General features: G+C 78.1%; 29 protein-coding genes. 9 read left to right on the plus strand and 20 right to left on the minus strand.

Annotation, left to right across the window (positions count from 1 at the left end; genetic code table 11):
• Position 1 precedes the first annotated feature (1 nt).
• A complete protein-coding gene (locus D5H78_RS15795; protein WP_119951460.1) occupies positions 2-994 on the minus strand; it encodes an NAD-dependent epimerase/dehydratase family protein in 993 nt (330 codons plus the stop codon).
• 54 nt (positions 995-1,048) lie between these two features.
• Here D5H78_RS15795 and serB point away from each other — a divergent pair, with 54 nt between their 5' ends.
• Complete coding sequence (gene serB, locus D5H78_RS15800) at positions 1,049-2,260, plus strand: phosphoserine phosphatase SerB (RefSeq protein ID WP_119951548.1); 1,212 nt, start codon at positions 1,049-1,051, stop codon at positions 2,258-2,260.
• A gap of 5 nt (positions 2,261-2,265) precedes the next feature.
• Here serB and D5H78_RS15805 read toward each other — a convergent pair whose 3' ends face one another.
• Together D5H78_RS15805 and glgC are read right to left on the minus strand one after the other, a co-directional pair.
• Positions 2,266-3,267, minus strand: coding sequence for a cation diffusion facilitator family transporter (locus tag D5H78_RS15805; RefSeq protein ID WP_119951461.1), 1,002 nt, complete (start codon positions 3,265-3,267; stop codon positions 2,266-2,268).
• Positions 3,268-3,304: 37 nt separating this feature from the next.
• On the minus strand, positions 3,305-4,540 hold the full coding sequence (glgC, locus tag D5H78_RS15810) for a glucose-1-phosphate adenylyltransferase (protein WP_119951462.1): 1,236 nt from the start codon (positions 4,538-4,540) through the stop codon (positions 3,305-3,307).
• 102 nt (positions 4,541-4,642) lie between these two features.
• On the opposite strand from glgC, the gene glgA reads away from it, so the two are divergent.
• Positions 4,643-5,824 (plus strand): glycogen synthase, encoded by a 1,182-nt coding sequence (gene glgA / locus D5H78_RS15815; RefSeq protein WP_119951549.1) that lies wholly within the window; start codon positions 4,643-4,645, stop codon positions 5,822-5,824.
• A 19-nt stretch (positions 5,825-5,843) separates the two neighbouring features.
• Here the strand turns inward: glgA and D5H78_RS15820 are convergent, their stop codons facing one another.
• Entirely contained in the window at positions 5,844-6,659 is an 816-nt protein-coding gene (locus D5H78_RS15820) for a hypothetical protein (protein WP_218566688.1), read from the minus strand.
• A gap of 111 nt (positions 6,660-6,770) precedes the next feature.
• On the opposite strand from D5H78_RS15820, the gene D5H78_RS15825 reads away from it, so the two are divergent.
• The 3 genes from D5H78_RS15825 to D5H78_RS15835 all read left to right on the plus strand — a co-directional run bounded on the left by D5H78_RS15825 (position 6,771) and on the right by D5H78_RS15835 (position 9,167).
• Positions 6,771-7,574 carry an ABC transporter ATP-binding protein gene (locus D5H78_RS15825; RefSeq protein ID WP_218566689.1) on the plus strand — a complete coding sequence of 268 codons (804 nt, stop codon included), beginning with the start codon at positions 6,771-6,773 and terminating at the stop codon, positions 7,572-7,574.
• Between the two features lie 70 nt (positions 7,575-7,644).
• On the plus strand, positions 7,645-8,094 hold the full coding sequence (locus D5H78_RS15830; protein ID WP_218566690.1) for an NfeD family protein: 450 nt from the start codon (positions 7,645-7,647) through the stop codon (positions 8,092-8,094).
• A 32-nt stretch (positions 8,095-8,126) separates the two neighbouring features.
• Positions 8,127-9,167: an SPFH domain-containing protein gene (locus D5H78_RS15835; RefSeq protein ID WP_119951464.1), complete on the plus strand. Its 1,041-nt coding sequence runs from the start codon at positions 8,127-8,129 to the stop codon at positions 9,165-9,167.
• 9 nt (positions 9,168-9,176) lie between these two features.
• Here D5H78_RS15835 and D5H78_RS20325 read toward each other — a convergent pair whose 3' ends face one another.
• Positions 9,177-10,433 (minus strand): lytic transglycosylase domain-containing protein, encoded by a 1,257-nt coding sequence (locus tag D5H78_RS20325; RefSeq protein ID WP_281268708.1) that lies wholly within the window; start codon positions 10,431-10,433, stop codon positions 9,177-9,179.
• Positions 10,434-10,499: 66 nt separating this feature from the next.
• Here D5H78_RS20325 and D5H78_RS19600 point away from each other — a divergent pair, with 66 nt between their 5' ends.
• The 3 genes from D5H78_RS19600 to D5H78_RS15855 are packed head-to-tail and all read left to right on the plus strand — an operon-like array spanning position 10,500 to position 12,555.
• The gene (locus D5H78_RS19600) at positions 10,500-11,252 is read left to right on the plus strand and encodes a sulfite exporter TauE/SafE family protein (RefSeq protein ID WP_119951465.1); all 753 of its coding nucleotides are present in this window, start codon (positions 10,500-10,502) and stop codon (positions 11,250-11,252) included.
• Entirely contained in the window at positions 11,249-12,070 is an 822-nt protein-coding gene (locus D5H78_RS15850) for a TrmH family RNA methyltransferase (RefSeq protein WP_218566691.1), read from the plus strand. The genes D5H78_RS19600 and D5H78_RS15850 overlap by 4 nt, the downstream gene beginning before the upstream one ends.
• Positions 12,067-12,555: a DUF6328 family protein gene (locus D5H78_RS15855; protein WP_218566692.1), complete on the plus strand. Its 489-nt coding sequence runs from the start codon at positions 12,067-12,069 to the stop codon at positions 12,553-12,555. The genes D5H78_RS15850 and D5H78_RS15855 overlap by 4 nt, the downstream gene beginning before the upstream one ends.
• Positions 12,556-12,563: 8 nt before the next feature.
• On the opposite strand, the gene D5H78_RS15860 is transcribed toward D5H78_RS15855, so the two are convergent.
• From D5H78_RS15860 to D5H78_RS15915, 12 genes are all read right to left on the minus strand, one after another.
• Positions 12,564-12,872 (minus strand): hypothetical protein, encoded by a 309-nt coding sequence (locus D5H78_RS15860; protein WP_119951466.1) that lies wholly within the window; start codon positions 12,870-12,872, stop codon positions 12,564-12,566.
• Positions 12,873-12,954: 82 nt separating this feature from the next.
• Positions 12,955-14,040: a DNA glycosylase AlkZ-like family protein gene (locus D5H78_RS15865; protein WP_119951467.1), complete on the minus strand. Its 1,086-nt coding sequence runs from the start codon at positions 14,038-14,040 to the stop codon at positions 12,955-12,957.
• Positions 14,041-14,102: 62 nt separating this feature from the next.
• Entirely contained in the window at positions 14,103-14,336 is a 234-nt protein-coding gene (locus D5H78_RS15870; protein ID WP_119951468.1) for a DUF6158 family protein, read from the minus strand.
• Between the two features lie 176 nt (positions 14,337-14,512).
• Positions 14,513-15,436 carry a glycosyltransferase family 9 protein gene (locus D5H78_RS15875; protein ID WP_218566693.1) on the minus strand — a complete coding sequence of 308 codons (924 nt, stop codon included), beginning with the start codon at positions 15,434-15,436 and terminating at the stop codon, positions 14,513-14,515.
• Positions 15,433-16,116: an SDR family oxidoreductase gene (locus tag D5H78_RS15880; RefSeq protein WP_119951469.1), complete on the minus strand. Its 684-nt coding sequence runs from the start codon at positions 16,114-16,116 to the stop codon at positions 15,433-15,435. The genes D5H78_RS15875 and D5H78_RS15880 overlap by 4 nt, the downstream gene beginning before the upstream one ends.
• A 42-nt stretch (positions 16,117-16,158) precedes the next feature.
• The gene (locus D5H78_RS15885) at positions 16,159-17,607 is read right to left on the minus strand and encodes a PfkB family carbohydrate kinase (RefSeq protein WP_119951470.1); all 1,449 of its coding nucleotides are present in this window, start codon (positions 17,605-17,607) and stop codon (positions 16,159-16,161) included.
• Positions 17,604-18,254: a D-sedoheptulose-7-phosphate isomerase gene (locus D5H78_RS15890; protein ID WP_218566694.1), complete on the minus strand. Its 651-nt coding sequence runs from the start codon at positions 18,252-18,254 to the stop codon at positions 17,604-17,606. Before D5H78_RS15890 ends, D5H78_RS15885 begins: the two co-directional genes overlap by 4 nt.
• On the minus strand, positions 18,251-19,534 hold the full coding sequence (locus D5H78_RS15895; RefSeq protein WP_119951471.1) for a glycosyltransferase: 1,284 nt from the start codon (positions 19,532-19,534) through the stop codon (positions 18,251-18,253). Before D5H78_RS15895 ends, D5H78_RS15890 begins: the two co-directional genes overlap by 4 nt.
• Positions 19,531-20,502, minus strand: coding sequence for a glycosyltransferase (locus tag D5H78_RS15900; RefSeq protein WP_119951472.1), 972 nt, complete (start codon positions 20,500-20,502; stop codon positions 19,531-19,533). The genes D5H78_RS15895 and D5H78_RS15900 overlap by 4 nt, the downstream gene beginning before the upstream one ends.
• On the minus strand, positions 20,499-21,569 hold the full coding sequence (locus D5H78_RS15905; protein WP_119951473.1) for a glycosyltransferase family 9 protein: 1,071 nt from the start codon (positions 21,567-21,569) through the stop codon (positions 20,499-20,501). The genes D5H78_RS15900 and D5H78_RS15905 overlap by 4 nt, the downstream gene beginning before the upstream one ends.
• Entirely contained in the window at positions 21,566-22,129 is a 564-nt protein-coding gene (locus D5H78_RS15910; RefSeq protein WP_218566695.1) for a D-glycero-alpha-D-manno-heptose-1,7-bisphosphate 7-phosphatase, read from the minus strand. Before D5H78_RS15910 ends, D5H78_RS15905 begins: the two co-directional genes overlap by 4 nt.
• Before the next feature lie 234 nt (positions 22,130-22,363).
• Positions 22,364-22,915: a DUF1360 domain-containing protein gene (locus D5H78_RS15915; protein WP_119951475.1), complete on the minus strand. Its 552-nt coding sequence runs from the start codon at positions 22,913-22,915 to the stop codon at positions 22,364-22,366.
• Between the two features lie 211 nt (positions 22,916-23,126).
• Here D5H78_RS15915 and D5H78_RS15920 point away from each other — a divergent pair, with 211 nt between their 5' ends.
• A complete protein-coding gene (locus D5H78_RS15920) occupies positions 23,127-24,725 on the plus strand; it encodes a phytoene desaturase family protein (protein ID WP_119951476.1) in 1,599 nt (532 codons plus the stop codon).
• A 48-nt stretch (positions 24,726-24,773) separates the two neighbouring features.
• Here D5H78_RS15920 and D5H78_RS15925 read toward each other — a convergent pair whose 3' ends face one another.
• The 3 genes from D5H78_RS15925 to D5H78_RS15935 form a co-directional block, all read right to left on the minus strand.
• Positions 24,774-25,238, minus strand: coding sequence for an SRPBCC family protein (locus tag D5H78_RS15925; RefSeq protein ID WP_119951477.1), 465 nt, complete (start codon positions 25,236-25,238; stop codon positions 24,774-24,776).
• Positions 25,239-25,256: 18 nt separating this feature from the next.
• Complete coding sequence (locus D5H78_RS15930) at positions 25,257-25,547, minus strand: hypothetical protein (protein ID WP_119951478.1); 291 nt, start codon at positions 25,545-25,547, stop codon at positions 25,257-25,259.
• A 77-nt stretch (positions 25,548-25,624) separates the two neighbouring features.
• Complete coding sequence (locus D5H78_RS15935; RefSeq protein WP_119951479.1) at positions 25,625-26,731, minus strand: baeRF2 domain-containing protein; 1,107 nt, start codon at positions 26,729-26,731, stop codon at positions 25,625-25,627.
• Between the last annotated feature and the right edge of the window lie 212 nt (positions 26,732-26,943).

Here is a 26,943-nt window from a genome sequence, read left to right on the forward strand (position 1 = left end):
GTCAGCGCGGCGCGCGGCCGGCCGCGGTGCACGGCCCCGTCGGCCGGTCGTGGTAGCCCTTGGTGCCGACCGACGCGGCCAGCGCGCTGCGCGCCTCGCCGCCGGCGGCGAGCGCCGCGAGCGCGTGCCCGAAGGTCCAGCGCGGCGCCCACCCGAGGTCGCGGCGGGCGCGGGTGCTGTCGTACACGCGGTCCAGCGACGGGGGCAGCCGCCAGCCGCGGGGGCCGTACACCGCGTCGACGCCGGGGAACAGCCGGCGCACGACGGCCGCGGCGTCGCGGCGCAGCTCGGCGGCGTCCCCCCGGGTGAAGGGGGTCGGGGCGCTGACGACGTACCGCCCCCAGCGCAGGGCGGGGGCCCGCTCGAGGGCGCAGCGGTGCGCGGCGACGACGTCCTCGAGGTCGACCCGCCGGTGCAGCAGCTCGTTGGCCTTGAGGTTGGCGTCGTCGTACGCCGCCCGCTGCTCGGCGACGTCGTCGCCCTCCGGGAAGAAGCGGGAGGTGCGCAGCACGAGGACCGGCAGCCCCGTCTCGCGGTGCACCACCTCGCAGAGGTCCTCGGCGGCGACCTTGGTCGCGCCGTAGACGTTGCGCGGGACCGGCACGACGTCCTCGTCGACCCAGGCCGCCGGCTCGCCCGGCGCCGGGGACAGGGCGCGCCCGTACGCGCTCGTCGTGCTCGTGACGACGACCCGGCCGACCCCGGCGCCGGCCGCCTCCTCGACCACCGCCAGGGTGCCCTGCACGTTGGTCCGGACGAAGGCCTCCCGGGGGTGGGACGCGACGTGCGGCTTGTGCAGGGTGGCGGTGTGCAGCACGCCGTCGGCGCCGCGCAGCGCGTCCCGCAGCGCCGCGCGGTCGGCCACGTCGGCGACGACGTCGGTGGTGGGCGAGGGCAGCAGGTCCAGGCCGAGCACCCCGTGGCCCTCGGCGCGCAGGACGCGCACGAGGGCCTCGCCGAGGTGCCCGGCGCTCCCGGTGACGACGAGGCGCACGGGGGAGTCGTACCACCGGCGGCCGCCCGGGCGCACCCCGGTAGCCTCGCGGCCGTGAGCGACCGGACCCTGCTCGTCACCCTGACCGGCCGCGACCGCCCGGGTGTCACGAGCGCGCTGTTCGAGGCCCTGGCGCGGGCCGACGTCGCGGTGCTCGACGTCGAGCAGGTCGTCCTGCGCGGGCACCTGGTGCTGGGCGTCCTCGTGCGCGCCGAGCGCGACGAGGCGGCGCTGGTGCGCGCCGCGGAGGCCGTGGGGGAGCGGCTCGGCCTGCAGGTGGAGGTGAGCGCCGGCGCGGGGGACGCCCCCCGGCGCGCGCCCGGCCGCAGCCACGTCACCGTCATCGGCGACCCGCTGCGCCCGGCGGCCATGGCCGCGCTCGCCGGGCGGATCGCCGACGCCGGGGCCAACATCGACCGGATCGTGCGCCTCGCGCGCTACCCCGTGACCGGGCTGGAGATGGAGGTCTCCGGCATGGCGCCGGAGCGGCTGCGCGCGGTCCTCGCCGCCGAGGCGGCCCGCCAGCGGGTCGACGTCGCCGTGCAGCGCTCGGGGCTGCACCGGCGGGCCAAGCGCCTCGTCGTCATGGACGTCGACTCGACCCTCATCCAGGGCGAGGTCATCGAGATGCTCGCCGAGCGGGCCGGGTGCCTCGAGGAGGTCGCGCGGGTGACCGAGCGGGCGATGCGCGGCGAGCTGGACTTCACCGCCTCCCTGCTCGAGCGCGTCGCGCTGCTCGAGGGGCTGTCCCTCGACGACGTCGCGGCGGTGCGCGACGCGGTGCGCCTCGCCCCGGGCGCACGCACCCTGGTCCGCACCCTCAAGCGCCTCGACCACGAGGTCGGCATCGTCAGCGGCGGCTTCACCCAGGTCACCGACCACCTCGTCGCGGACCTCGGGCTCGACCACGCCGCGGCCAACACCCTCGAGGTCGCGGACGGCCGGCTCACCGGCCGGGTCACCGGACCGGTCGTCGACCGCGCCGGCAAGCGCGCGGCGCTCGAGCGCTTCGCGGCCGCGGCGGGGGTGCCGCTCGCGCAGGCCGTCGCCATCGGGGACGGGGCGAACGACCTCGACATGCTCGAGGCCGCGGGGCTCGGCATCGCCTTCAACGCCAAGCCGGTGGTGCGCGAGGCCGCCGACACCGCGGTCAACGTGCCCTACCTCGACACGATCCTCTACCTGCTCGGCATCACCCGCGACGAGGTCGAGGCGGCGGACGCCGAGGCCGGCACGCCGACCCCCGCGCCGGCCATCGTGCGCTGAGCCGCTCAGGCGTGGTGGGCGGCCTCGTGCTCGCGGTGGCCCACCGGCTCGAGCTGGAAGGTGCAGTGCTCGACGTCGAAGTGCCCGGCCAGGCACTGCCCGAGCCGGTCGAGCACCTGCCCGGAGCGCCCCTCGGCGAGGTGCCGGGCGTCCACGACGACGTGGGCGCTGAGCACGGGCACGCCGCTGGTGATGGTCCAGGCGTGCAGGTCGTGCACGTCCACGACCCCCTCGACGGCCCGCACGTGGTCGCGGACGTGGTCCAGGTCCACCCCGCGCGGCGTCGCCTCGAGCAGCACGTCGACGACGTCGCGCAGCAGCGACCAGGCGCGCGGCAGGACCATGAGCCCGATGGCGACCGAGGCCACCACGTCGGCGCGCGACCACCCGGTGAGGGCCACGACCACCGCGGCGGCGACCACCGCGGCCGAGCCGAGCAGGTCGCCGAGGACCTCGAGGTACGCGCCGCGCACGTTGAGGCTCTCCCGCGCCCCGCGGCGCAGCAGGAGCAGGCAGCCCAGGTTGGCCGCGGCGCCGACCAGGGCGACGACGAGGACGAGCCCGCCCGACACCTCCGGCGGGTCGTCCCAGCGGCGCACGGCCTCCACGAGGACCCAGGCGCCCACCGCGGCGAGCAGCACGGCGTTCGCCAGGGCGGCGAGCACCTCGGCGCGCTGCAGGCCGTACGTCCGCGCGCCCGTCGCCGGCCGGGCGGCCAGCGTGGCCGCCACCAGGGCCGCCGCCACGCCCGCGGCGTCGCCCGCGACGTGCCCGGCGTCGGCGAGCAGCGCCAGCGAGCCGGACACCAGCCCGCCGACGAGCTGCAGGGCGGCGGTCGCGACCGCGACGACGAGCACCACGAGCAGCCGCCCCCGGTGCGCACCGGTCGCGGTGCCGTGGGCGTGGTCGTGCCCGTGCGCCTTCCCTGCGCGCACCGGCAGCGGGTGGTCGGCGCAGGGCTCGTGCGCCCGGGGCTCGTGCGCGCCGGGCGACCCGTGCTCGCTCATGCCCCCAGTGTGTCCGCGTCCGCCGCCACGACCGGGGTCAGGGGTCGACCTTCTGCCCCTTGCCGATGACGACGATCCCGCCGTCGGAGACCGTGAACCGCTCGCGGTCGCGGTCGAGGTCCACACCGATCTGCGCGCCCTCGGGGATGACCACGTTCTTGTCGACGATCGCGTTGCGCACCACGGCGTGCCGCCCGACCTGCACCCCGCCCATGAGGACGGTGCCGTCCACGTGGGCGTACGAGTGCACGGTCACCCCGGGGGACAGGACGCTGTTCTCGACGAGCGAGCCCGAGACGACGACGCCCGGCGCGACCATCGAGTTCACCGCCCGCCCGACCCGGCCCTGGTAGCCGTGGACGAACTTCGCCGGCGGCCACGGCGGGTGGTCGGTGTAGATCGGCCACTCGTGGTTGTAGAGGTTGAAGACGGGGTGGACCGAGATGAGGTCCATGTGCGCGTCGTAGAACGAGTCGAGGGTCCCGACGTCGCGCCAGTAGCCGCGGTCGCGGTCGGTGGTGCCGGGCACGTCGTTGTCGCGGAAGTCGTACACGGCGGCCTCGCCGCGCTCGACGAGCATCGGGATGATGTTGCCGCCCATGTCGTGCTTGCTGTCCGGGTCGGCCGCGTCCTTGGTCACCGCGTCGATGAGGACGTCGGTGCTGAACACGTAGTTGCCCATGGACGCGAAGATCTCGTCCGGGGAGTCCGGCAGCCCGGGCGGGTCGGCCGGCTTCTCCCGGAACGCCGTGATCCGGTTGCTGCCCTCGGCCACCTCGATGACCCCGAACTGGTCCGACATCGAGCGGGGCTGGCGGATGCCCGCGACCGTCACGCCGGCGCCGGTGGCCACGTGCTGGCGCACCATCTGGCCCGGGTCCATCCGGTAGATGTGGTCGGCGCCGAAGACGATGACGATGTCCGGGCAGTCGTCGGTGATGAGGTTGAGGCTCTGGTAGATCGCGTCGGCCGAGCCCGCGAACCAGTGCGGGCCGAGGCGCTGCTGCGCGGGGACCGGGGCGACGTAGTTGCCGAGCAGGGTCGACATGCGCCACGTCTTGGTGATGTGGCGGTCGAGCGAGTGGCTCTTGTACTGCGTCAGCACCACGATCTTGAGGTAGTGCCCGTTGACGAGGTTGGACAGGACGAAGTCCACCATCCGGTAGATGCCCCCGAAGGGCACCGCCGGCTTCGCGCGGTCCGCCGTGAGGGGCATGAGCCGCTTCCCCTCGCCGCCGGCGAGGACGATCGCGAGCACCTTCGTCGCTGCCATGGCCGCACGCTAGCGAGCGCACGTGACGACGACCACACCGGGCCTCCCGACACGCGGGCGCGCGGGTCTACGCTCCCGCACGTGCCGGACCCCACTGCAGCCCTGCGCGTCGACCTGCTCACCCGCGAGTACCCGCCCGAGGTGTACGGCGGGGCGGGCGTCCACGTCGAGTACCTCGCCCGCGACCTGCGCCGGCTCGCCGACGTGCGCGTCCACTGCTTCGGCGCCCCGCGGGACGAGCCGGGCGTCACCGCGTACGGCGACCCGCCCGGCCTCGCCGGGGCCAACGCGGCGCTGCGGACCATGGGCGTGGACCTGGAGATGGCCGCCGGCGCCGCGGGCGCCGACGTCGTGCACAGCCACACCTGGTACGCGAACCTCGCCGGGCACGTCGCCTCGCTCCTGCACGGCGTCCCGCACGTCGTCACCACGCACAGCCTCGAGCCCCTGCGCCCGTGGAAGGCCGAGCAGCTCGGCGGCGGGTACGCGCTGTCGTCGTACTGCGAGCGCACGGCGATCGAGGGCGCGGCGGCCGTCGTCGCCGTGTCGGCCGGCATGCGCCGCGACGTGCTCCGGGCGTACCCGTCGGTCGACCCCGACCGCGTCACGGTCGTCCACAACGGCATCGACACCGAGCAGTACGCGCCCGATCGGGGCACGGACGTCGTCGAGCGGATCGGCATGGACCCCTCCCGCCCGAGCGTGGTCTTCGTCGGGCGGATCACCCGGCAGAAGGGGCTGCCGTACCTGCTGCGCGCTGCCCGCTCGCTGCCCGAGGACGCCCAGCTCGTCCTGCTCGCCGGCGCCCCGGACACCCCGGAGATCGCCGCCGAGGTCGAGCAGCTCGTCGACGGGCTGCGCGCGACCCGCCAGGGCGTCGTGTGGGTCGCGGAGATGCTGCCGAAGCACGAGGTGGTGCAGGTCCTCACCCACGCCACGGTCTTCGTGTGCCCCAGCGTGTACGAGCCGATGGGCATCGTGAACCTCGAGGCCATGGGCTGCGAGACGGCGGTCGTCGCCTCCGCGACCGGCGGCATCCCCGAGGTCGTCGCCGACGGCGAGACCGGGGTGCTCGTCCCGCTGGAGCAGGCCGACGACGGCACCGGCACCCCGCTGGACCCCGACCGCTTCGTCGCCGACCTCGCCGCCGCGCTCACCGGCCTGCTCGAGGACCCGCAGCGCGCCGCGGGGATGGGCCGGGCGGGGCGGCGCCGGGCGGTCGAGCGCTTCAGCTGGGCGAGCATCGCCGAGCGGACGCTGGAGGTCTACCGCTCTGTCCTCTGAGGGGCCCGCGGCGCGCCCCTCAGTCGCGCGCCGGCTCCAGCACCGCGTTGCAGGCCGCGGCCACCGCCCGGCGCCCGGCCCGGTCCAGCGGTGCGAGGGCCCCGAGGCGCGCCGCCGCCTCCCCGGCGGTGGCGGCGCCGCCCGGGCTGCGCCGCGCGATGGCCGCGACGGCCAGCACCAGCCGGGCCTGCGCCATGACGCGGTGCGCGCGGGCGGGGTAGCCCGGGGCGAGGCCGTCGCCGGCCCCCTCGCGGGCCCGGGCGACCTCCGCCAGCGCGGCCGGGTCCGAGCGCGCGACGTCCAGCCGGGACAGCAGCTCGGTCGCCGCGCGCACGGCGCCGGCGAGCTCGCGCTCGGCCTCGGCGAGGGGCGGCAGGTCGCCGACCCGGGGGGCCGCGACCGCGTACGCGCCCCAGCGCACGGCCGTGCCCGAGGAGCCCAGCGCCTGCACGTCGGGGACGAGGCCGACCGGGCGGGCCCCGCCGTCGGTCAGCACGGCCTCGCCCGCCAGGACCGCGGGCGCGTTGAAGGCCGGCGGCCCGGGCAGCCCGGCCGCGTCGCCGGGGGCGGGCAGGACGAGCCGCAGGCCGGTGACGCCGGCCGCGCGCAGCGTGCCCAGGGCGAGGGTGAGCCCGACCTCGCCGTCGTCGAGGCCGGCCAGGCCCACGGGCACGTCGTCGGCGGCCCGCACCCGGTGCAGGTCGTCGCCGGCCACCACCTCGGCGGCGGCCTCGTCGAGGCTGGCGGCGCCGGCCAGCACCGCGTTGCCCCACGCCACGAGGCGGGCGGAGCGGGGCAGGGCGAGCGGGTCGGCGGCGGCGGGCGTCAGCGGCACGCGGACCAGGGTAGGTGGGCCCGGCGCCGCGTCGCCCGCCGAGCGCGAGGTCCCGCGCGCGGGAGGTCCGGCGAGCGCCGGGTCCGGGTCCCCGCGTAGGGTCCCGTGGTCGTGAGCCCCGCACCCCCCGTCCTGGACCTCGACGGCGTCAGCGTCGTGCGCGGGAGCACGACCCTGCTCGACCGCGTGAGCTGGACCGTGCGCGAGGGGGAGCGCTGGGTCGTGCTCGGGCCCAACGGCGCCGGCAAGACGACGCTGCTGCAGCTCGCCGCCGCGCAGCTGCACCCGACCTCGGGCACCGCGCACGTGCTCGGCGAGCAGCTGGGGCTCGTGGACGTCTTCGAGCTGCGGCCGCGGATCGGGCTGTCCAGCGCCGCGCTCGCCGAGCGCCTCCCGCGCCAGGAGCGGGTGCGCGACGTCGTGCTCACCGCCTCCTACGCGGTCGTCGGCCGGTGGCGGGAGGCGTACGACGCCGTCGACGAGGCGCGCGCCGACGAGCTGCTCGCCGCGCTGGGGGTCGCGCACCTCGCCGCCCGCCTCTTCGGCACCCTGAGCGAGGGCGAGCGCAAGCGGGTCCAGATCGCCCGCGCGCTCATGGCCGACCCCGAGCTCATGCTCCTCGACGAGCCGGCCGGCGGCCTCGACCTGGGCGGGCGGGAGGACCTCGTACGCCGCCTCGGCGCCCTCGCCGCCGACCCGGCCGCGCCCGCCATGGTGCTCGTCACGCACCACGTGGAGGAGGTGCCGCCGGGCACCACGCACGCCCTGCTGCTGCGCTCCGGGCGCGTGCTGGCCGCCGGCCCGGTCGGCGAGGTCCTCACCGCGCAGGCGCTCGGGGCGTGCTTCGGCCTGCCGCTCGTGCTCGACCGCGCCGACGGCCGCTGGGCCGCGCGCGCGGCCGTGGCGCCCCGCTGAGGACGCGCCGGCGACCCGCCGTGCGGCGGGTCACGGCGCGGGACGCTGCTCCTTTACCTACACTTGACGTGTGGGCGACTGGATCTCGGACAACGCGTGGCTGGCGTGGGTGATCGTCGCGCTGGTCCTCGCCGGCGTCGAGATCATGACCCTCGACCTCATCTTCATCATGCTCGCGGCCGGCGCCCTCGCCGGTGCGCTGGGCGCCGGCCTCGGCCTGGCCCTGTGGGCCCAGCTGCTCGTCGGCGGACTCTCCGCGCTCGCGATGCTGCTCGTCGTGCGCCCCGTCGCGCTGCGCCACCTGCGCACGCCGCACGAGGTCCGCACCGGCATCGCCGCCCTCGTCGGCAGCCAGGCCGTCGTCCTCGAGCGGGTCGACGCCCTCACCGGGCGGGTCAAGCTCGCCGGCGAGGTCTGGTCCGCCCGCTCGTACGACCCCCACGCGGCGATCGAGCCCGGGCGCACCGTGGACGTGGTGCAGATCGAGGGCGCGACCGCGATCGTCCTCGCCGCCGACTAGACCCGCCTCACCGAACCCCTGGAGGACCGCCCGTGGACACCGGATCCGCCGTCGCGCTCGCCGTCGCCGTCGTCGTCGTCCTGCTCGTGCTCGTCACGCTGGCCAAGACGGTGCGGATCATCCCGCAGGCGCGGGCGGGCGTCGTGGAGCGGCTGGGGCGCTACAACCGCACCCTCACGCCCGGGCTCTCGATCCTCGTCCCGTTCGTCGACCGCCTCGCGCCGCTCATCGACCTGCGCGAGCAGGTCGTGTCGTTCCCGCCGCAGCCGGTCATCACCGAGGACAACCTCGTCGTCTCCATCGACACGGTCATCTACTTCCAGGTGACCGACCCGAAGGCGGCCTCGTACGAGATCGCCAACTACATCCAGGCGGTCGAGCAGCTGACGGTCACGACGCTGCGCAACGTCGTCGGCGGGCTCAACCTCGAGGAGACCCTCACCAGCCGCGACCAGATCAACAGCACCCTGCGCGGCGTCCTCGACGAGGCCACCGGCCGCTGGGGCATCCGGGTCAACCGCGTCGAGCTCAAGGCCATCGACCCGCCGGCGTCGATCCAGGACTCGATGGAGAAGCAGATGCGCGCCGAGCGCGACCGCCGCGCGCAGATCCTCACCGCCGAGGGCACCAAGCAGTCGCAGATCCTCACCGCCGAGGGCCAGCGCCAGTCCGACATCCTGCGGGCCGAGGGCGAGGCGCAGGCCGCCATCCTGCGCGCGGACGGCGAGGCGCAGGCGATCCAGAAGGTCTTCGAGGCCATCCACGCCGGCGACCCGGACCCCAAGCTGCTCGCGTACCAGTACCTGCAGACGCTCCCGCAGATCGCCAACGGCTCGTCCAACAAGCTGTGGATCGTCCCCAGCGAGCTCGGCGAGGCCCTCAAGGGCATCGGCGGGATGCTGGGCCAGGGCGGCCCGGGCGCCGCCGCGGCGGGCCCGGTCGTCCCGGCCGGCGGCGCGGCCCCGGCGGGCACCGTCGAGCCGCCGCGGGCCGTCCCCCGCCCGGCCGCGCAGGTGGACGGCGCGGGCTCGGCCGGTCCGGCGGCGGGCGACGCGGGGCGCACGGGCGCCTGAGGGGCGCCCTCAGGCGCGGGGGACCTCCGGCGCCAGCGCCGGGTCGAGGTCGCGGGCGACGCCGAGCACGAGGTCGACGTACCACTGCGCGTGGTTGTAGTGCCACAGCGCCCGCTCGAGCGTCGCCGGGTCGCCCGCGCCGGTGGCGCAGAGGTACGCCGCTGCGCTGGCGACCGCGTCCGCCGGGTCGTGGACGTCGGTGTCACCGTCCCCGTCGCCGTCCACCCCGTACCGGGCGAACGTCGCCGGCATGAACTGCATCGGCCCCTGCGCGCCCGCGGAGGAGTCCACGGCGTTGGCCCCGTGGTCGGACTCGACCTGCCCGACGGCGGCGAGGACCGCCCAGGGCATGCCCGGGCAGGTCGCGGCGGAGCGGTGGTAGAGCACCGCGTACTCGGCCGGCACCCCCCGGCCCTCGGCCTGCGCGGCGCGGGCGCCCTCGGTACGGGCGGCGGCGACCTCGGCCCGCCGGGCGGCGGACGCGGCCCCGCGGGCGGCGGCGAGCGCCCGCGCCCGCGCGGCGGCCGCCGCCGCGGCCTCGGCGGCGGCCGCGGCCGAGGCGGTGGCCTCGGCCGCCCGCTGCTGCTCGGCGAGGCGCGCGGCCTCGGCGACGAGCGCGTCGTGGCGGGCCCGCGCCCCGGCGACGAGGGCGTCGAGCGCCTCGCGCCGGGCGCGCACGTCGTCGGCGCGCGACCGGACCGCGTCGGCCCGGCGGGCCGCGGCTCCGGCGGCGCGCTCGGCCCGGCGGGCGTCGCCCTGGCGCGCCAGCAGCAGCGCCCGGTCGGCGGCGACGACCCGCTGGACGTACGCGAGCCGCTGCAGGAGGTCGCCCCGGCTCGCGAGCGCCCCGGCGTACTGCCCGAGGGGCCCGCCGCCCATGTAGAGCGCGCGCACCCGCGCGGCCCGGGCGTCGTCGGCGGCGCCGGCGGCCCCGCGGGCGGCGTCCGCCCCCGCCGCGGCGCCGAGGGCCCGGGCGGTGGCCGAGGAGACGTCGGCGAGCGCGGCGTCGTACGCCGCCACGGCGTCCCCGAGCCGTCGCGCGAGGTCGTCGAGGTCCCGCTGGGCCTCGGCCGCCCCGGCCGCCGCACCGGCGGCGGCGGCGCCCGCGGCGGCCGCACCAGCGGCGGCCGCGGAGGCCCCGGACCCGCCCGCGGGCAGCGGGGCGGCGAGCGCCGGGGCCGCGGGGACCAGGACGGCGGGGAGCAGGGCCACCGGGAGCAGCAGGGCGAGGGCGGCGGCTGCGGCGGTGCGGCGGGGGAGGACCACGGGGTGCACGTCGGCACGCCGGGGGCCCTGCTGTAGCCCGCCGCGGGCGTGCGGGAGGATCGCGCGGTGACCGTCCTGGAGCTGCTCGGCGTGGCGCTGGCCGGGCTGGCGGCGGGGACGATCAACACCGTCGTGGGCTCGGGCACGCTCGTGACCTTCCCGGCGCTGCTCGCCGTCGGGCTGCCGCCGGTCGTCGCCAACACGTCCAACTGCCTCGGGCTGGTCCCGGGGTCCGTCGTGGGGGCGTGGGGCTACCGGCACGAGCTGCGCGGGCAGCGGGCGCGCGCCCTGCGGTTCGGCGCGGCGTCCCTCGTCGGCGGGGTCGTCGGCGGGGTGCTCCTGCTCGCGCTGCCCGAGGACGCGTTCTCGGCGGTCGTCCCGGTGCTCATCGTCGTCGCCTGCGTGCTCGTCGTGCTCCAGCCGCGGCTCGCGCGGCGCGCGGCGCGGCGCGGCGGGGCCCGTCCGCACGGCGGCCCGCTGCTGCTGCTCGGGGTGGCGGGCACCGGGGTCTACGGCGGCTACTTCGGCGCCGCGCAGGGCGTGATCCTCATGGGCCTGCTCGGGGCGACGCTCGCGGAGGACCTGCAGCGGCTCAACGCGCTGAAGAACGTCCTCGCCGGGCTCGTCAACGCCGTCGCCGCGCTGCTGTTCATCGTCGCGGGCGAGGTCGACTACCGGGCGGCCGCGGCCGTCGCGGTGGGCGCCGCCCTCGGCGGTCTCGTGGGTGCCCGGATCGGGCGCCGGCTCTCGCCGGCGGCGCTGCGCGGCCTCGTCGTCCTCGTCGGCCTGCTGGCCGTGGCGCAGCTGGTGGTGGCGTGACGGTGCGCGTCGTCGAGGTCGACAGCCCGGACGACCCGCGGCTCGCGGACTACGTCGGGCTCACCGACGTCGCCCTGCGCCGGCGCCTCGAGCCCGAGCACGGGCTCTTCCTCGCCGAGGGCGAGAAGGTGGTGCGCCGCGCCGTGGCGGCGGGCTACGCCGTGCGCTCGGTCCTGCTGGGGCGCAAGTGGCTCCCCGGGCTCACCGACCTGCTCGAGGCGACCGGCGCGACGGCGTACGTCGCCGACGACGCCCTGCTGGAGCGGCTCACCGGCTTCGCGGTGCACCGCGGGGCCCTGGCCTCGGTGCAGCGCAAGCCGCTGCCGCGGGTCGAGGACCTGCTCCGCACCGCGCGGCGGGTCGCGGTGTGCGAGGACGTCGTCAGCACGACGAACCTCGGCGCGGTCTTCCGCGGCGCCGCCGCCCTCGGCATGGACGCGGTGCTGCTGACGCCGCGCTGCGCCGACCCGCTCTACCGGCGCGCGGTGAAGGTCGGGATGGGCGCGGTCTTCTCGGTGCCCCACGCGCGCTTCGAGGCCTGGCCGGACGGGATCGACCTGCTGCGCGACGCGGGGCTGCCGGTGCTGGCCCTGACCCCCGCCGAGGGGTCGGTGGCGCTCGACGCGGTGCCGCCGCACGTGCGCGAGCGCTGCGCGCTGCTGCTGGGCACCGAGGGCGAGGGCCTCAGCGCGGAGGCGATCGCCCGCGCGGACCTGGCGGTGCGCATCCCCATGGCCCCCGGCGTGGACAGCCTCAACGTCGCCGCGGCCGCCGCCGTGGCGTTCTACGCCCTCGGGGAGCGGGGGGGCCGCGCGTGACGACGGGGGAGACGCCGCTGGAGCGGTCCGCGCGGCGCCGGGGCCAGCCCGAGGCGACGCTGCTCGACCGAAACCTCAACGAGCTGCTGCAGGAGCTGCGCGTCGCGCAGACCGGCGTGCAGATCCTCTTCGCCTTCCTGCTGACCCTGCCGTTCAACGCGCGCTTCGACGGCACCACCGAGGTCCAGCGGGTCGCGTACGTCGTCACGCTGCTGCTCAGCGCCGCCGCCACCGGCACCCTCATCGCGCCGGTGGCGTTCCACCGGCTCGTCTTCCGCCGCGGCAAGCGCGAGGAGCTCGTACGGGTCGCGAACACCCTGGCCGTCGTCGGCCTCGGCCTGCTCCTGCTCGCGGTCTCGGGGGCGGTGTTCCTCGTGGTCGACGTGGTCGTGGGCGGCACGGGTGCGGTGCTGCTGGCGGGCGGTGCGGCCGCGTGGTTCCTCGTGCTTTGGGTGCTCCTGCCGCTGCGCGCGCGCCACCGCTGAGCCCCCGGTCACCGCCGGAAGCGCGCCACCAGCCCCGCGAGGAGCGCGCCGAGGAAGGCGCCGGCGAGCCCGCTGAGCCCGCCGAGGAACGGCACGAAGAGGAACACCACGCCCACCACGGCGGCGATGGCCGCGGCGGGCACGATGGCCGCGGTCGCCGCCTGCCGGAGCCCGGCGCCGCGCGGCGCGCGCGGTGCGGGCGCCGAGGCCCCGCCGCGGGCGGGGCGCGCGGGGCGGCCCTGCGCCGACCCGCCGGAGAGGGAGCGGTCGACCTCCGCGAGGAGGGCGTCGATGTCGTCGGGGTCGCGTCCGGGCATGCCCCCATGCTCGCCCCTGCGCGCCGCGAGGTCGAGCCGCGCGCGGCGATCCCGGGGTCCGCTCAGGGACCTCCCCGAGGGGTCAGGCGCCGACCTCCACGCCCTGCAGCTCCACGCCGCGGTGGGCGGCGAGCCGCTCGGCCTGCCCCTGGGCGCCGTCGAGGGCGGCGGGGTCCCAGAGGTCCAGCTGCACCCGCAGCCGGCGCCCGGCGGCCCGGGGGCGCCACAACCCGGCGAGCTCGCCGTCGTGCAGGACGGCGCCGGGGCGCCCGAGCACCGGCCACAGCGCCTTCGCGCGGGCCCGGTCGGGCACGAGCAGGCTGCGGTCGCGCGCCTGCAGGAGCAGGTCGTACGGCCCGAGCAGGCGCGTCCCGCGGACCGGTCCGGCGGCGAGCCGGTCGGCGTCGGCCGCGAGCACCCAGCGCCGCTCGCCGTCGACCCGCACCTCGAGCGCGTCCTGCGGCCAGCGGGCCCGCACGTCGGCCACCGGCGCGTCGAGGTAGCCGGCGACGAGCTGCGGCGTCGCCGGGCCGAGGAACCGCAGGCAGCCGCGCACCACGTCCAGGTGCGCGGGCACGTCGTCCGCGGGGGCGAAGCCGGGCACGGGGCGCAGCACGGGCGGGCTCGTCCCGGGTTCGAGCTCGAGGCCGGCGCGCAGCGCGGCGAGCCGGAACGGCTGCTCGAAGAGGTGCACCGCACCGCACGGCCGGCAGTGGCGCACGTACGGGGCGGGCAGCGCGTCGGAGACCGCGCGCGAGACCTCGCCCTTGACCCGCGGGGCGGGGACCGCCGCGCGCATCGCCCCGGCGACGGCGTCGAGGGCGTCGAGGACGGGGATCCCGGCGGCCTTCAGCGGCTTGCTCGCGTCGTACACCCGCTTGGCCGCGTCGGCCTCCCCGAACGGCGCCACCGCCGCCGCCACGCCGGGCAGGTCCTGCCGCCGGTACGCGTGCGGCGCGCCCCGCACGGACCACACGAGCGCCAGGTGCCCGCCGGCGGTCCGCGCCCGGCGCACGCCCCGCAGGGCGAGGGCCCACGCGGCGCCGTCGGGGCCGGTGTCCTGCACGCCGAGGTCGAGGACGGCCGCGTCGTCGGCCGACCCCTCCTCCCGGTCGAGCTCCTGCGCCCGGACCCGGAACGCCAGCACCTGCCCCCGCGGCACGTCCACCCGGCGACGCTACCGCCCGCCCCCACCCCGCCGCGATCGTGCGCGCACGGTGGCGCGTGCGGTCAGTCCCGGCTGCGGGCCCCCTCGCGGGTGCGGCCCAGGTCGACGTCGCGCTCGGGGTGCCGGCGGAGGTACTCCTGCTCGAGGGCCGCCGTGCGGCCCGTGTGCGCGGACAGGGCGTCGCCCGAACCGTGCAGGAACGTCTCGTGGCGCGTCTCGTGCAGGTGGGCCAGCTCGCGCACGAGGTCGGCCTCGTCGAGGGTGCTGGGGTCGATGCCGTGCGCGCTGTCCGCCATGCGGTGCTCCTCCTGGTGGTCGGGCCCGGCCGGGTCGGCCCGTGGTCGGGGGCCGGGACGCCAGCCGCGTACCCGGGGGCGCGACGGGCCTAACGCCGCCGCGGCGAGGTGCATGGTCGCCGCCGGGGAGCCGCACGGTCGCGGGCGGGGAGCTGCAGGGTCACGACAGGGCGGGTTCAGGGGAGCAGGCGCCGCGCGGCGGCGAGGACCTCGTCGACGGTGATCCGCAGGGTGAGGGGGTCGGGGACGCCCGCCCGCCCGCCGCCGCCGGTGTCGACGCCCTCGACGCCGTGCCACAGCACGGCGTGCCGCTCGGGGTGCACGAGGGGCGCCCAGCGCCCGGGCGGCTCGGGCCCGAAGAGGTGCACGGCGGGGGCGCCGCAGGCCGTGGCGAGGTGCCCGACGCCCGTGTCGCCGACGACGACGAGCGCCGCCGACTGCAGCAGCGCGACCATGCCGGGCAGGTCGAGCGCGCCGGCGAGGACCGCGCCGGGGCCGAGCCCGCGGGCGACCTCCTCGGCGAGGGGGCGCTCGGGCGCCGAGCCGGTGACGACGACGCGCCGCCCCTCGGACGCCAGCGCCCGGGCGACCGCGGCGAAGCGCTCGGCCGGCCAGCGCCGCGCCGCGTACGCCGCGCCGGGGTGGACCACGACCGCCCCCTCGACCGCGGGGGCGTCCTGGGCCGGCGGCAGCAGCAGGTCGGCGGGGTCGAGCTCGTACGACGGCACCAGGCGGGCCCAGCGCCGCACCTCGTGCTCGCGCTCGTCCCACGCGGGACCGGGCACCCCCGGCACGTCGGGGTGGGCGAAGGCGACGAGGCGCGCCGGGCGGGTGGCCAGCAGCAGGCGGTGGCTCCGCGGCCCGCGCCCGTGCAGGTTGACCGCGACGTGCCCGTCGCCGGTCCACGCGAGCGGGGCGAGGTCCTCGCCGGCGGGCACGACCTCGTCGACCACCCCGGCGCGCCGCAGGAGCCCGCCGGCGGCAGGGCCGGTGGCGAGCACGACGCGGGCCCCCGGCCAGGCGCGGCGCAGGCCGCGCAGGGCCGGGAGCCCGGTGAGCGCGTCCCCGAGCCCGAGGGCCCGCAGGACGAGGAGCCTCACGGGTAGGAGGGCTCCTCCGACGTCGTGATGACGAGCTCGCGGACCTCGCAGCCCGCGGGCTGCTGCAGGGCGAAGAGCACGGCCTGCGCGACGTTCGCCGGGTCGTTGAGCTTGGCGTCGGGGCCGGGCTTGTACTGCTCGGTGCGCCCGTCGAAGAAGGCGGTCGCCATGCCCGAGGGGACGAGCAGGGTCACGCCGACCTGGCCCTTGGTCTCGGCGGCGAGCGCGCGGGTGAAGCCGATGACGCCGAACTTCGAGGCGCAGTACGCCGTCGCGTCCGAGACCGCCTTGAGCCCGAGGCTCGAGGACACGGTGACGACCTTGCCCTGGACCCGCTCGAGGTAGGGCAGCGCGGCGCGCACGACGGCGGCCGTGCCGAGCAGGTTGACGAGCACGACCTTGTCCCACTGCTCGCCGGGGATGTCGACGAGCCGGCCGCAGGCGTCGGTGCCGGCCGCGGTGAGGACCGCGTCGAGCCCGCCGTGCCGCTCGGCCACCCGGCGCACGGCCTCCTCGGCGGCCCGGGTGTCCGACAGGTCGACGACCTCGTGGTCGACCCCGTCCGCCGGGGCGTTCACGTCGAGGACGACCGGCGTGCCGCCGGCCTTGGCGACGGCCTCGACGGTCGCGGCGCCGAGGCCGGACGAGCCGCCGGTGATGAGCACGGTCCCGAGTGCCAACGCACTCCTCCTTGGTTCGTTCGTACGGGGGTCGGGGTCGCCCTAGCGGGGCGCGCCGCTGGTGATGCGGGTGACGAGGCCGGTCGTGGAGCGCCCGTCGAGGTACGGCAGCACCACGGGCTGCCCGCCCCACGAGCGGACCAGGTCGGACTCGGGCAGGGCGACGTCGGCGTAGTCCCCGCCCTTGGCCCACACGTCGGGGCGCAGCCGGTCGAGCACGGCCTCGGGCGTGTCCTCGTCGAACACCACGACGGCGTCGACGCACTCGAGCGCCTCGAGGACCCGCGCGCGGTCCCCGGCGGTGACCAGCGGCCGCGTGGGCCCCTTGAGCCGCGAGACCGAGGCGTCGGAGTTGAGGCAGACGACGAGCGCGTCGCCGAGGGCGCGGGCCGCGCGCAGCGTCGCCACGTGGCCGGCGTGCAGCAGGTCGAAGCAGCCGCCGGTCGCCACCACGGTGCCACCGGCCCCGACCGCGGCGCGCACCCGGCGCGCGACGTCCTCGGGCGTCGAGGTGCCGGGCGCGGCGGTGCCGGGCGCGGGGGCGGTGCCGGCCGGCGGGGCCGCGGCCGGCGCGCCGGAGGGCTCGTCCCGCACCTCCACCGACGCAGCGCCGCCGGCGGCGACGAAGGCGGCGGCCGTGGCCACCGCGTGCGTCAGGGCGTCGGACAGCCCGCCGCCGTGGGCGAGCGACTGGGCCGCCGCGGTGGCGAAGCGGTCGCCCGCCCCGCAGCTGTCCCCGTGCGCGGCGAAGGGGGCCGGGGCGACGACGGGCGTGCCCTGGCCGTACGACAGGAGCGCGCCGCGCGCGCCGAGCGTCACCGCGACGGCGCCGGCGCGCCAGCGCCGCACCAGCGCGGCGGCGCGCGCCTCGGCCGCGGCGAGGGGCGCCGCGGGCAGGTCGTCGAGCGGGCCGCCGAGGCGCTGGGCCTCGTCCGCGTTCGGCGTGACGAGGGTCGCCCCCGGGACGGGGGCGGCGCCGCGCGGGTGCGGGTCCCACACGAGGGGCACGCCGTGCGGGCGCTCCTGCAGGGCCGCGCGCACCTCGGGCAGCGAGGTCGTCCCGCCGCCGTAGTCGCTGACGAGCACCGCGCCCGCCCCGGCCAGGACCTCGCGCAGCCGCTCGGCCGCGCCGCTCGCGTCGGGGGCGCCGGGCCCGCCGCGGTCGAGGCGCACCAGCGAGGTGCCGCCCGCGCGCACCCGCACCTTCTCGCGCGTGCCGTGCGCGTCGGGCAGCGCCACGAGGGTCACGACGGGGGAGAGCAGGGCGCGCAGCCGCTGCGCGGCCGCGTCGTCGCCGAGCGCGGTGACGAGCACGACCTCGTCGCCGTCGCGCGCGGCGAGCAGGGCGGCCAGGCCCGCGCCCCCGGGGCGCACGCGCTCGCGCTCCACGTCGAGGACGGGGGCGGGGGCGTCCGGGCACAGCCGCGTCGTCGTGCCCTCGACGTCGACGTCGAGCAGGACGTCGCCGACGACGACCAGGGGCCCGCTCACGCCGGCACCTCCCGCGCCGCCGCGGCGAGGCCGCTGAGGTCGAGCACCTGCGCGGGCCGCCGCGCCACCCCGAGGGCGACGTCGACGGCGCCGGCGAGCATGTGCACCGCCACGAGGTGCAGCTCCTGCACGGTCGCGGTGGAGGGGGCGTCCACGCACACCGCCTCGTCGGCCGCCCGGGACAGGTCGTTGGGGCCGGGGCCGGTGAGCGCCCAGACCCGCAGCCCCGCGCGCCGGCCCGCCTCGGCGGCCGCCACGACGTTGCGGCTGCGCCCCGACGTCGACAGGAGGACGAGGACGTCGCCGGGGCGCCCGTGGGCGCGCACCTGCCGCGCGTAGACCTCGTCCGGGCCGTAGTCGTTGAGGATCGCCGTGAGGCTCGACGTCTCCGCGTGCAGGCTCAGGGCCGAGAGCGGCTCGCGGTCCTCCACGTAGCGGCCCACGAGCTCCGCCGTGAGGTGCTGCGCCTCCGCCGCGCTGCCGCCGTTGCCGGCCGCGAGCAGCCGCGCGCCGCCGCGCAGCGCGGCGGCCAGCTCGCGGCCCCAGCGGTCGAGGGCGTCGGCGTGCGGGGCGAAGGCGTCCAGGCTCTCGCGCAGGTGGCGCAGGTGCCCGGCCGAGGAGCCGGCGGTGGGCAGGCAGCCGCTCACCGGACCACCCCGGCGGCGCGCTCGCCCTCCAGCCCGCGCAGGTCCACCACGTCCCCGTCCTGACCGTCCTCGACCTCCGCCACGGGGGAGACCGTACGGGGCGACAGCACCTCGCCGTACACCCGTGCCGTCTCCGTCGCGATCCGCTCCCACGAGTAGCGCGAGCGGGCGCGGTCGATCCCGGCCTGGCCGTACGCCTCGAGGCGGAACGGGTCCGCGAGCAGGCGCCGCAGCGTGGCGCCGAGGCGGTCCGGGCGGCGCGGCGGGACCAGCAGCCCCGTGATGTCGTCGGCGATCGTGTCGAGCATCCCGCCGACGGCCGAGGCGACCACCGGGCGCCGGCAGGCCATGGCCTCCAGCGGCACGATGCCGAAGGGCTCGTACCAGGGGACGCAGACGACGACGTCGGCCGAGCGCAGGAGGGCCGGCATCTCCTCGCGCCCGACCTGCCCCACCATGAGCACGCGGTCCGAGACGCCCCGGCGCTCGGCGAGCGCGCGCAGGCGCCGCGCCTCCGGGTCCTCGCCGAGGTGGGCGGCGTCGGGGCCGCCGGCCACGACGAGCTCGGCGTCCGGCACCGCGGCCAGCGCCGCGATGGCCGTGTCGACGCCCTTGCGCTGCACGAGGCGACCCACGGTGAGGATGCGGGTGCGCTCGCCGCGCTCGGCCACCGGGCCCGACTCGGTGAACTGGTCGATGTCCACGCCGCAGGGGATGATCGCCACGTCGCGCCGGTCCGCGCCGAGCCGGACGAGCTCGGACAGCTCGTCGGTGCAGGTCGCGACGATCCGGTCCACGTCGCGGGCGATCGCCTTCTCCAGGCGGACCCGCTCCGGCGGGCTGGTGTCGGCCGCCCCCTGGTGCCGCCGCTTGACCACGCCCAGGGCGTGGAAGGTCTGCACGACGGGCACCCCGGTCGCGCGCCGCGCGATGAGCGAGGCGAGGCCGGACATCCAGAAGTGCGCGTGGGCGATGTCGGGGCGCTCGGCCCCCCAGCGCCGGGCCAGCTCGTGCCCGAAGTCGGGCATCCACGCCAGCAGCTCGTCCTTGGGCAGCGGCACCGGCGGGCCGGCGTCCACGTGGTCCACGACGAAGCCCGGCTCCACCTCGACCCGCTGCGGCAGCGAGGGGTCGTCGCGGCGGGTGTGCACGACCACCTCGTGCCCCTGGCGGGCCAGCGCGGCGGACAGCGCCGCGACGTGCACGTTCTGCCCGCCCGCGTCGACGCCGCCGATCGCCGCCAGCGGGCTCGCGTGCTCGGACACCATCGCGATCCTCATCGGACCACCTCCTCGATCAGCCGGTCCCAGTCGCCCAGGAACCGCTCGAGCCCGTAGCGGCCCAGGGCCGCGGACCGGGCCTCCTTGCCGACGGCCACGGCCCACTCGGGGTCGTGCACGAAGCGGCGCACCGCGTCCACGAAGGCGTCCACCCGCGTGGTGACCACGCCCGCGGCCTGCGGCACCGCCTCCACCGCCTCGGTCGTCGCGAGCGCGACGACCGGCATGCCGAGCGCCATCGCCTCGAGCAGCGACAGGCCCAGCGACGTCCAGCGCAGCGGGTGGGCGTAGACCCGCCGCCGCGCCAGCTCGGCGTGCATCGCCGCCTGCGGCAGGTCCTCGTGCACGGCCAGGCGGTCCGGGCCCAGCCCGAGGTGCCCGGGCAGCGCCGCGACCTTCATGCCGTAGACGTCCACGGGGGCGGCCGCCGCGATGCGCGGCACGAGGTCCGTGCCGGTGACCCGGCCCCGGCGCACCGGCTCGTTGACGACGACCCCGACCCGCGCGAGCTCGCCGGTGTAGCGGTGCCCGGGGTCGAGGATGCCGTGCTCGATGACCGTGGTCGGCGCCGAGCCGGCGTCCCAGAACAGCTCGTTGAAGTGCGTCACGTGCACGAGCGGCACGTCCGAGCGGTCCGCCACCGGGTGCCGGGTGGAGGGCACCTCGCCCTTGGGGGTGTTGTGCTCGAGGTAGACCGCGGGCACGTCGCCGCGGGCCCCGAGCGTGCGCCCGAGGAGCCGTTCGGCGAGCTCGAGCTCGTGCGGGCGCTGCAGGACGACGAGGTCGACCCCCTCCTCGCGCAGGGCGTCCGGGTGGACCTCGCGCGCGGCGGCCGGCCAGTCCCAGGTGGTCGCGCGGCCCATGCCGTCCGGCCCGCGCTCGGGCAGGCGCGGGAGGAGGTACTCGTGCCGGCCCTGGACGAAGGCGGTGGTCCACGAGCCGTGGACGTGCCAGACGAGGATCCTCACGCCGGGACCTCCCGGGCGTCGCGGGGGCGGGGGGCGGGGGCGGCGCCTGCGGCGCGCCCGTCGGTCAGCTGCGCCACGGCGGCGAGGACCTCCTCGGGGGTCAGGGAGTCGAGGCAGGGGTGGCCCGGGACGGGGCAGGTGCGGGCGCGGGTGCCGCGGCACGGCGCGGCGAGGTCGCCGAGGACGACGGTCGGGACGCCGTACGGGCCCCAGGCGCCGGGGTCGACCACTGGGGCGAACAGCGAGACGACGGGTGTGCGGACGGCGGCGGCCAGGTGCGCCGGCCCCGTGTTGCCGACGACGACGGCGTCGGCGGCGGCGAGCACCGCCGCGAGCTCCGGGTAGCCCGTCCTGCCGCCGAGGTCGAGGCAGCGGCCCCCGGCCACGTGGGCGGTCAGGCCCGCCTCGGACGGCGCGCCGGTGACGACCACGCGGTGCCCGGCCGCGGTGAGCGCCCCGGCGAGGGAGCGGGCCACGTCGGGGCTCGGCGCGCGCGCCGGCACCGACGCCGCGGGGTGCAGCACGACGAACGACCCCTCGCCGACCAGGTGCCGCACGTCGGGGAGCGGGTGCCGCACGGCCAGGCGACCGTCGTCGCCGGGCGGCAGCGGGAAGCCGGCCGCCGTGGTGAGGGACAGCGCTTTCTCGACCTCGTGCCACGTGTCGTCGACGCGGTGCCGCACGTCGAGCAGCGACCCGGGGTAGTCGACGCTGGTCGCGGCGAGGCGGCGGACGCCGGCCATGCGCAGCAGCAGCGCCATCGGCAGGGGCGACTGGTGGAAGGAGGTGAGGACCACGGCCTCGTCGGCGTCGAGCGCCCGCAGGCGCGCCACCACGTCGAGCACGTCGTCGGGGTCGAGGGGGTCGGGTGCGTAGCCGACCCAGGGCGCGTCCCACACGAGGACGTCGTCCACGCCCGGCAGGAGGGCCGCCGCCTGGCGCCCGCGCGGCCCGCAGACGAGGGTCACGCGGTCGGACGCGGCGGCCACCGCCCGCACGGCCGGTCCGGACAGGAGGACGTCGCCGTCGTTGTCGAGGCGGACGACGAGGACGTGGCCGCGCCTCACGCGCGCACCGCGCCCGCAGCGGCCCCGTCGAGCAGCAGGTCCACCGCCGCCGTGAGCGTGCCGACGACCTCGGGCGCGCGCCCGACCTCGTCGGGCAGCGTCACGGGGGTCGGCACGAGCACCCCGCGGGCGCCGGCCGCCGCCGCGGCGTCGACGTCGCGGCCGATGTCGCCGACCACGGCGCACTCCGCGGGGTCGACCCCGAGGGCCGCCGCGGCGGCGAGGACCATGCCGGGCGCCGGCTTGCGGCACGCGCAGGCGTCGGCCTCCCCGTGGGGGCACACCTGCCACGTGCCGAAGGGGCCGAGGAGCTCCTCGACGCGGGCGTTGACCGCGTCGACCTGGGCGCGGGTGAGCAGGCCCCTGGCGATCCCGGACTGGTTGGTCACCACGCCGGTGCGCACGCCCGCGGCGCGCAGCCGGTCGAGCGCCGCGCGCGCCCCCTCGACGGGGCGGACCAGCGCCGGGTCCCCGTTGTAGGGCACGTCGTGCACGAGGGTCCCGTCGCGGTCGAAGAGGACCGCGGCGGGACGGCCCGCGCGCGCGTCGGCCAAGGGCACTGCACACACCTCCGGCGGGGTCCCGGGGCCGGCGTGCGCGGACCCGTGTCGACGGGACGTGTGCCTGCTGCTCAAGCACTCGAATGGCTTCTAGCCACCTCAAGCGCGGATAACACCAAGGACTGGTAAATCATCACGCGCCCGCTCCCGTGGCTCGGACGCTACCCGAGGTCCTCCCCTCCCGCGCACCGGCCGCGCCGGGCGCGCGCCGGGTGCGCGCCGGTCTGGGCCCGGTCAGTGCGCGGAGGCCTGCGCCTTCGCGTACGCGTACTGCAGGAAGTCCGCGCCGGCGACGGCGGTCAGCGTGGCGGCCACGGCCCGCGTGCCGCGGGGGGCGAGCAGGTGCCCCGCGGTGAAGCCCGTGGCGACCCACTGGGCGAGGCAGAAGGGGCAGGTCAGGAGCTCGCCGACCGCGTGGCGCACCGGTCCGTCGTCGCGCACCTCCTCCGCGAGCTCGGAGGGCGCGGCGGCGCCGCGGTAGCGGGTGAAGGGGGCGCGCAGCGGGCTGGCCACGGCGTCCTTGCTGATGGTGCGCGCGAGGCGGTGGGTGGCCACCGACAGCAGGAGCACGTCCCAGGGGCTGATCCGCTCGGGCAGGCCGCGGCTCCGGGTGGCGGCGGCCACCGCGGCGACCAGGCCGGCGTACGCCGCCATCGCCCCGACGTAGCCGCGCAGGGGCCGCTCCTCGTCCGGGGAGTACGCCTCGCCCGCCGCCCGCAGCCGCGCGCCGAGCGCGCTCGTCGCGGTGCTGGCCTCGGTGCTGGCCTCGGTCCTGGCCTCGCTCATGGTCCCGGCTCCTGCCGTCGGGGTGGTGCCGGCGCCCCCCTGCTCGAGCCGCCGCCGGGCACGGGCTACCCAGGGCGGGGCGGCGCACACCGGCGGCGCCGGAGCGGCCCGGAGCGCTCGCGCACCGGTCGGCGTGTCGCGGCCGCGGGTGCCGGGCAGGAGCGCAGCGACGGCCCGCGGTCGGCGGGGCGCAGGGCGGCGAGGAGCGGGCATGCCGGTGGCGGGGACGGTCGACGCGGTCGTCGTGGGCGCGGGCCCGAACGGGCTCGTCGCGGCCAACGCGCTCGCGGACGCGGGGTGGGAGGTGCTCCTGCTCGAGGCGAACGACGTGGCCGGCGGGGCCGTCCGCACGGCCGAGGTGACCGCGCCCGGCGTCCGGAACGACCTCTTCAGCGCCTTCTACCCCCTCGCGGCGGCGTCGCCGGTGATCCGCGACCTCGACCTGCACGAGCACGGCCTGTCCTGGTCGCACGCGCCCCACGTCCTGGCGCACGCGCTCGACGACGGGCGCGCCGCGGTCCTGGACCGCGACCCGGCCGTGACCGCGGCCTCGCTGGAGGGGTTCGCCCCCGGCGACGGCGACGCGTGGCTCGCGATGCTGGGGCACTTCCGCCACCTGCGCGACCCGCTGCTCGACGCCCTCTTCACGCCCATCCCGCCCGTGCGCGCCCTGACCCGGCTGCTGGGCCGGCTCGGCCCGGCGGGGACGCTCGAGCTGGCCCGGCTCGCGGTGCTGCCGGTGCGCCGGCTCGGGACCGAGACCTTCCGCGGCGAGGGCGGGCGCCTCCTGCTGACCGGCAACGCCATGCACAGCGACGTGCCGCCGGACGCCGCCGGCAGCGGGGTCTTCGGCTGGCTCCTCGCGATGCTGGGCCAGGACGTCGGCTTCCCGGTGCCGCGCGGTGGGGCGCAGTCGCTGGCGGACGCCCTCGTCGCGCGGCTGCGCGCCCGCGGCGGGGAGCTAGTGACCGGCGCCCGCGTGACCTCGGTGCAGGTCGAGCAGGGGCGCGCCGCGGGGGTCACGACGGCCGACGGGCGCCGGGTCCGGGTGCGCCGCGGCGTCGTCGCCGACGTGCCCGCCCCGGTGCTCTACCGCGACCTCGTCGGGCTGGAGCACCTGCCGCCGCGCCTGCGCCGCGACCTCGACCGCTTCCAGTGGGACCACCCGACGCTCAAGGTCGACTGGGCGGTGCGCGACGGCGTGCCGTGGACGGCCGAGGGCGCCCGCGGCGCCGGCACCGTGCACCTGGGCGTGGACGAGGACGGCTTCGTCGACTTCGCCGCCGACCTCAGTACGGGCCGCACCCCCCGGCGCCCGTTCCTGCTCTTCGGGCAGATGACCACGAGCGACCCCACCCGGTCCCCGGCCGGGACCGAGTCCGCCTGGGCCTACACCCACGTGCCGCACGGCTGGTCGCGCGACGAGGTCGCCGCCCACGTCGAGCGCGTGGAGGAGACGGTGGAGCGCGTGGCGCCCGGGTTCCGCGACCGCGTCATGGCCCGGCACGTGGCCGGGCCGGCGGACCTCGAGGCGGCGGACAGCAACCTCGTCGGCGGCGCGGTGAACCAGGGCACCTCCTCGGTGCACCAGCAGCTGTTCTTCCGCCCGACGCCGGGCACCGGGCGCCCGGGCACCCCGCTGCCCGGGCTCTACCTCGGCAGCGCCTCCGCCCACCCCGGCGGCGGGGTGCACGGGGCGCCGGGGTGGAACGCCGCCCGGGCGCTGCTCGCGTCGTACGGCCCCGCGGGCTCGCTCGTGCGCGGCCTGCGGCACACGGCCTGGAGCCGGCTGCTCGACCGGGAGCCCTGAGCCCGGGGGTCCCCGAGGGCCCGGGGGTCCCCGAGGGCCGGGGGCCCCTCAGTCCTCCTCGCCCCGCGCCGGGCGGCCCGCCCGGCCGGCGCAGAGCAGGGCCAGGCGCTGGAGCGACTCGCGGTTGCGCGGGTGCAGGACCAGGTGGCGCAGCGGGGCGGGGACGAGGCGCCCGGGCCCGCTCGTCGCATCCTCCTCGAGCACCACGCGGGTGCGGTCACCGGAGAGCGGCGACAGCAGCAGCCGGATGCGCGCCTCGCCCGCGGGCCAGCCGCGCGCCTGCAGCACGAGCTCGCGGCCGGGGTCGCGCCGCACGACCGTCGTGGTGTCGTCGAGCACCAGCGGCCACGCGCCGGCCGAGTGGTGCAGGCGACTGCCGGGTGCGGGCCAGGCCGCGTCGACCGCCCGGATGCGCGAGGCCCCGACGACCCAGGAGACGTAGCTCCACCCGTCGTCGAGGACGGACTGGACCACGTCGACGGGTGCGTCGACGTCCTGCTCGACCCTGATCACCCGGGCATCATGCCCCAGTCAGGAGAGCCGGTCGCGCATCTCCTCGTCGTAGTCCTCGTGCTCCTCAGCCACCTCGACGAGGGACATCTCCTCCGGCAGCGCGTCCGCGGTGGTGCGCTCCAGCAGGAACTCGAAGGTCGCCCGTACGAGGGCCGCCCCGTCGTCCTCGTCGAGCAGCAGCCGGTCGAGGACCCCCGACGGGACGACGACCCGGTGCTGCGTCGCCGCACCGGGGTCGTCGTCCTCGTCGAGGACCTCGACCGCGTACTCCCGCAGCCCCAGCTGCTCCACGTCGATCCGCACCGCCATGCGGCGGGGCTACCCCCGCCGCCCCGTCCGGAACCCGGGCCGGGCGCCGGTCCCGGTCCGGCGCGGCGGGGCGGCCCTCAGGCCCAGCGCAGCAGGGCGGCGGGGGCCCCGCCGAGGGCGAGCCGCGCCTCGTCGGTGACGAGGAGCCGCGCGTCGGTGCCCGCGGCCGCGCGCAGCAGGACGTCGAGGACGGGGGCGCGGCGCAGGTCCTGCTCGCCGAGCGCGGTGAGCTCGCCCGCCTCGAGCGCGAGGTCCGTCGGCGCGGGCCCGAACACGGCCAGGTGCTCGTCGCGGGACTCCTCGGTCAGCACGAGGGTGTCCACCTGGGCCTGGCGCAGCGCCTCGACGACGGCGGCGAGCCCCTCGGTGGCCCGGTCGTGCCGCTCGCGCAGCTCGACGAAGCGGTGCAGCACCTCGCTGTCCCGGGAGGCCCCGGAGTCCTGCAGGAGCGCCTGCAGCGACTCCTCGAAGCGCTGGTCGTCGAGCTCCGCGCCGCGGGTGGCGTGCTCGAGGTGGCGCAGCGCGGCGCCGGCGCGCTGGCCGAGGTGCTCCTCGAGCAGCTGCACGGCCCGCACGTCGCCGCCGACGGCGACGAGCTCGGCGCCGGTCAGGGCGACCAGCTCGTCGACCTGCTGGGCGACGTCCTTGGCGGACTGGTCCCAGGCGTTCTCGGTGCTGTGCTCGTAGCGCAGCGCGGCCCAGCCGCCGATGCCGGTCTTGTGGATCGGGTAGCGACCGCTGTCCAGCGTCACCTCCTTGCCGTCCAGGGCGCTGCGCGGCGCCCGGACGCGGATGTCCGCCCCCGTGCGGTCGGTGAGCACGACGACCGCGGACACCTCGCGGGCGCGGTGCACGAGGAACGGCATGAGCGCCGGCAGCTCGCCCCAGGTGGCGGTGTCGTCCAGCCGCGCGGGCACGGTCTCGTCGAGCCGGACGTCCCCCTCGGCGCCGACCACGAGCACGCGGCTCGCCGCCCCGCCCTCGCGCTGCACCTCCAGGGCGAGGGCCTCGGCGGCCTCGAGGACGGCGTCGGGCGCGCCGGCGCCGGCCAGCTGCTCGCGCAGGGCGCGCCACCGCAGCTCGACCTCGTGGGCGCCGGTCGCGCTGTCCCGGCTCGTCTCGAGGACGACCGTCGCGACCGGGCCTGCGGCGGCGTAGACGTCGGACAGGGCGCCGAGGCGCATGGGGGGTCCTCCTCTGGTGGCGTACGGGTGACCGACGGCGGCGGCGGGTCGTCGCGCGCCATCGCCCCGCGCCTACCCGCGGGGGCACGCCCCATGCCTGCGCCGTGCCCGGCGCCGGTCGAGCGCGGTGCCCGGCACCGCCGCCGCGGGACCTGCGCCACGTCCCTGCCGCGTTACGCGCCGCGACCGCGGGGGTAGCGACCGGACCAGCC

Origin of the sequence: Vallicoccus soli (assembly GCF_003594885.1) — a bacterium.
GTDB lineage: Bacteria > Actinomycetota > Actinomycetes > Motilibacterales > Motilibacteraceae > Vallicoccus > Vallicoccus soli.

Excerpts from the sequence above, each read along its gene's own strand:
- D5H78_RS15805 (WP_119951461.1), bottom strand. The coding sequence starts at position 3,267 with ATGAGCGAGCACGGGTCGCCCGGCGCGCACGAGCCCCGGGCGCACGAG.
- glgC (WP_119951462.1), bottom strand. The coding sequence starts at position 4,540 with ATGGCAGCGACGAAGGTGCTCGCGATCGTCCTCGCCGGCGGCGAGGGG.
- D5H78_RS15860 (WP_119951466.1), bottom strand. The coding sequence starts at position 12,872 with ATGCCCGGACGCGACCCCGACGACATCGACGCCCTCCTCGCGGAGGTC.
- D5H78_RS15870 (WP_119951468.1), bottom strand. The coding sequence starts at position 14,336 with ATGGCGGACAGCGCGCACGGCATCGACCCCAGCACCCTCGACGAGGCC.
- D5H78_RS15895 (WP_119951471.1), bottom strand. The coding sequence starts at position 19,534 with ATGAGGATCGCGATGGTGTCCGAGCACGCGAGCCCGCTGGCGGCGATC.
- D5H78_RS15915 (WP_119951475.1), bottom strand. The coding sequence starts at position 22,915 with ATGAGCGAGGCCAGGACCGAGGCCAGCACCGAGGCCAGCACCGCGACG.
- D5H78_RS15920 (WP_119951476.1), top strand. The coding sequence starts at position 23,127 with ATGCCGGTGGCGGGGACGGTCGACGCGGTCGTCGTGGGCGCGGGCCCG.
- D5H78_RS15930 (WP_119951478.1), bottom strand. The coding sequence starts at position 25,547 with ATGGCGGTGCGGATCGACGTGGAGCAGCTGGGGCTGCGGGAGTACGCG.
- D5H78_RS15935 (WP_119951479.1), bottom strand. The coding sequence starts at position 26,731 with ATGCGCCTCGGCGCCCTGTCCGACGTCTACGCCGCCGCAGGCCCGGTC.